This window comes from Lysobacter xanthus (assembly GCF_047159895.1).
Genome location: NZ_BAAGAB020000116.1, coordinates 1 through 3903, shown reverse-complemented (window position 1 = coordinate 3903; position 3903 = coordinate 1). Strand labels below are relative to the sequence as shown.

Annotated in this window: 5 protein-coding genes; 4 read left to right on the top strand and 1 reads right to left on the bottom strand. The window is 69.7% G+C overall.

Annotated elements, in window-relative coordinates; all coding sequences use genetic code 11:
• The coding region (locus tag ACY35P_RS15085) for a DnaJ C-terminal domain-containing protein (protein ID WP_462116656.1) at positions 1-453 on the top strand (453 nt) is incomplete at its 5' end.
• Positions 454-507: 54 nt separating this feature from the next.
• Here ACY35P_RS15085 and ACY35P_RS15080 read toward each other — a convergent pair.
• Positions 508-1194 (bottom strand): 2OG-Fe(II) oxygenase, encoded by a 687-nt coding sequence (locus tag ACY35P_RS15080; RefSeq protein ID WP_462116655.1) that lies wholly within the window; start codon positions 1192-1194, stop codon positions 508-510.
• A 71-nt stretch (positions 1195-1265) separates the two neighbouring features.
• On the opposite strand from ACY35P_RS15080, the gene dapB reads away from it, so the two are divergent.
• The 3 genes from dapB to ACY35P_RS15065 all read left to right on the top strand — a co-directional run.
• Complete coding sequence (gene dapB, locus ACY35P_RS15075; RefSeq protein WP_462116654.1) at positions 1266-1976, top strand: 4-hydroxy-tetrahydrodipicolinate reductase; 711 nt, start codon at positions 1266-1268, stop codon at positions 1974-1976.
• Between the two features lie 175 nt (positions 1977-2151).
• Positions 2152-3273, top strand: a complete 1122-nt coding sequence (gene carA, locus ACY35P_RS15070; protein ID WP_462116653.1) for a glutamine-hydrolyzing carbamoyl-phosphate synthase small subunit — start codon at positions 2152-2154, stop codon at positions 3271-3273.
• A gap of 1 nt (position 3274) precedes the next feature.
• Positions 3275-3903: carbamoyl phosphate synthase preATP-grasp domain-containing protein (locus ACY35P_RS15065; RefSeq protein ID WP_462116652.1), on the top strand; the 629-nt coding region annotated here is incomplete at its 3' end.

Here is a 3903-nt window from a genome sequence, read left to right as displayed (position 1 = left end):
CGCGCGCATCGAAGGCCATGCCTGGTTCGACTTCACGGCGCTCTGCGAGGGCCCGCGCGCGGCGAGCGCATCCGCGAGCACGAGATCTTCCAGCGCGACGGCGACGACCTGCACTGCGAAGTCCCGATCCGCATCTCGCAGGCCGCGCTGGGCGACACGATCCGCGTCCCCACGCTCGGCGGCGACGTCGAACTGCGCATCCCCGCGGAAACGCAGACCGGCAAGATGTTCCGCCTGCGCGGCAAGGGCGTGCGCTCGGTGCGCAGCCGCTCCGAGGGCGACCTCTACTGCCGCGTCATCGTCGAGACGCCGGTCAACCTGACGCAGGAACAGCGCGACATCCTCGAGCAGTTCGAGGCGACGTTCGCCGGAGACGGCGCGCGCCGGCATTCGCCCCGGTCGTCGACGTTCCTCGACGGCGTGAAGGGCTTCTGGGAACGCATGACCGGCTGATGCAGCGCTCGGTCTGACGTGCGCGCGGCGGAGGCCGCGACACGCGGGCCGGCCTCAGTCGGGATGTGAAGCGTTGTCACCACGGCCGGCGCCAAAGCGCCGGTCGAGCACGCCCAGCAGGCGCTTGAAGCCGCGCGAGAAGCGGCCGCGACGCGTCTTGCGCTGCTTCTCGTCCTCGCTCGTCAGCCACGCCACCTGGATCACGCGCCGCTCGCCTTCGAACGGCAGGTGTCCATGAAACGAGTTGTCCTCGCGCTTGAAGGCAGCGAGGGTCCCGTACAGCGGCCGTACTTCGGGCACGACGAGCGACTCGATGTCGTCGATCCTTCCGAGGAAGCGCAGGCAGCCGTCACTGGTGTCCGGCCAGTCCTCGTTGAGGTAGAGCAGGGCGGTGACGACTTTCGAACGGCTGTCGGTGTGGATCGTGCCGTGCCGCCGGTTGAGCGAGCGGCAGAGCGTGGCGAGCGTCGGTTTCGCGCCGAGTGCGTCGATGCCCAGTCGCCGGCCGACGGCATCGCCGAACTCCGCCGACGTCATCTGCGCGACCACCGCTCGGACCGACGGGCCGCACTCGGCGTCCGCATACGGGAAGAAACCGGCGCTGCGGTAGCGCGGGAAGTCGGCGGCGAGCGCGGCGCGTGCGTCGGCGGGGAGCACGTCCTCGAGCACGAACAGCGGGAACGGGGCTGCCGTCGTCGCGGCCGGCGCGGCCAGGCGTGAAGCGTCGAGCAGGGCGTCCATCGCGGCTCCCGGAGTCCAACCGCGGATTCTAGGCGCTTGTCCGTCGAAGGCACCGTCGCTAGCCTCGCCGGATGAACGAACCGACCCGACTCCTCATCCACGGTGCCAGCGGACGCATGGGGCAGTCGCTGCTGCGCCTCGCCGCCGAGCGCGACGACGTGCGCATCGTCGCGGCCGCCTCGAGGCGCAAGCCGGAAGGGCTGCCGCCCGCCACGGCGTGGGTCGACAGCCGGCAGCTGGACGCGGCACCGGAGTTCGACGTCGCCATCGATTTCAGCCTGCCCGAAGCCTTCGACACGGTGCTCGGCCTCTGCCGGACGCGCTCCGCGGCGTTCGTTTCGGGCACCACGGGCCTGTCGGAGTCCCAGCGGGCGTCGCTGGCCGAGGCGGCGCGTGACGTCCCGATCGTGTGGGCGGCGAATTTCAGCCTCGGCGTCGCCGTGCTGGCCGACCTCGTCGAGCGCGCGGCCCGCACGCTGCCGGGCTGGGACTGCGACATCGTCGAATCCCATCACGTGCACAAGAAGGACGCGCCGTCGGGCACGGCGCTCGCGCTCGGCGAACGGGCCGGCGACGGCGGGGCGACGCCGCGATACGCCTCGTTGCGCGCAGGGGACATCGTCGGCGAGCACCTCGTGCAGTTCGCCACGGTCGGCGAGCGGATCGAACTGGTCCATCGCGCGACGAGCCGCGACATCTTCGCGCGCGGCGCGCTCCACGTCGCCCGGCGGCTTCACAGCCGCCCGGCGGGCGCCTGGCGCGTGGCCGACCTGCTCGACTGAACGACCGTTCGGCCGAATCCACGCGACGCGCTGGCGCGAAGCCGCTCGCGTCGCTAGAATTCCCGCTCGCCTGAAGCCCTTCGTCGGACCGGTCCCGCACCGCGTCCGCGATTTTCTGCAGCCGCGATCCGGCACCTGCAGGGCTCGGCATCCCGTGGCAGCACAGGCGACCCCCGTGACCCAATCCGCAATCCTCGCGCTCGAAGACGGAACGATCTTCGAGGGCGTATCGGTCGGCGCGCCCGGCCTGTCCGTCGGCGAAGTCGTATTCAACACGGCGATGACCGGCTACCAGGAGGTCGTGACCGACCCCTCGTACGCCCGCCAGCTCGTCACGCTGACGTATCCGCACATCGGCAACACCGGCACGACGCCGAAGGACGACGAGGCGAAGACGGTGTGGCCGGCCGGCCTCATCGTGCGGCATGTGCCGAAGCGCCCGAGCAACTGGCGGTCGCAGCTGTCGCTGCCCGAATGGCTTGCGGCGAAGGGCATGGTCGCGATCTCCGACATCGACACGCGCAAGCTCACGCGACTGCTCCGCGACCGCGGCGCGCAGAACGGTGCGCTGATGGCAGGCGACATCGACGCCGACGTGGCGATCGAAGCCGCGCGCAAGTTCCCCGGCCTCAAGGGCATGGACCTCGCGAAGGAGGTCTGCACGCGCGAAGCCTACGCTTGGACGGAAACCGAGCTCGATCTCGACACCGACAGCTTCGCCGCCACCGACGGCCGCTTCCACGTGGTCTGTTACGACTTCGGCGTGAAGCTCAACATCCTGCGCATGCTGGCCTCGCGCGGTTGCCGCGTCACGGTCGTGCCCGCGCAGACGCCCGCGGCCGACGTCTTCGCGATGAATCCCGATGGCGTCGTGCTGTCGAACGGCCCCGGTGATCCGGAGCCGTGCCTGTATGCGATCGAGGCGACCCGCGAATTCCTGGCGCGCCGGCTTCCGCTGTACGGCATCTGCCTCGGTCACCAGCTGCTCGCGCTGGCCGCCGGTGCGCGCACGCTGAAGATGAAGTTCGGTCACCACGGTGCCAACCACCCCGTGCAGGACCTCGACAGCGGGCGCGTCCTGATCACCAGCCAGAACCACGGCTTCGCGGTCGACGAAGCGACGCTGCCCGCGAACGTCCGCGTGACCCACCGCTCGCTGTTCGACGGCAGCAACCAGGGCATCGCGCTCACCGACGCGCCGGCCTTCTCGTTCCAGGGCCACCCCGAAGCGAGCCCGGGGCCGCATGACGTGGCGCCCCTGTTCGATCGATTCCTTGCGTCGATGGAGGCGCGTTGACATGCCCAAGCGCACCGACATCAAGACCGTGCTGATCATCGGCGCGGGCCCGATCGTGATCGGCCAGGCCTGCGAGTTCGACTACTCCGGCGTGCAGGCCTGCAAGGCCCTGCGCGACGAGGGCTTCCGGGTCGTGCTGGTGAACAGCAACCCGGCGACGATCATGACCGACCCGGACATGGCCGACGCGGTCTACATCGAGCCGATCACCTGGCAGACGGTCGAGAAGATCATCGCCAAGGAAAAGCCCGATGCGCTGCTGCCCACGATGGGTGGCCAGACGGCGCTCAACTGCGCGCTCGACCTCGCCGACAACGGCATACTCGAGAAGTACGGCGTGGAACTGATCGGCGCCTCGCGCGACGCCATCCGCATGGCCGAGGACCGCGAGCTGTTCCGTGTCGCGATGGCCGAGATCGGCCTTGAATGCCCGAAGGCCGCGGTGGCGCGGAACTTCGAGGAAGCGGTACAGATTCAGACGACCGTCGGCTTCCCGACGATCATCCGTCCGTCCTTCACCCTGGGCGGCACCGGTGGCGGCATCGCCTACAACAAGGAAGAGTTCGAGGAGATCGCCAAGCGTGGCCTCGAGCTCTCGCCCGTGCACGAGATCCTCGTGGAGGAATCGGT

Bases quoted from the DNA above. Each gene is read 5' to 3' on its own strand.
- ACY35P_RS15080 (WP_462116655.1), bottom strand. From the start codon at position 1,194: ATGGACGCCCTGCTCGACGCTTCACGCCTGGCCGCGCCGGCCGCGACG.
- dapB (WP_462116654.1), top strand. From the start codon at position 1,266: ATGAACGAACCGACCCGACTCCTCATCCACGGTGCCAGCGGACGCATG.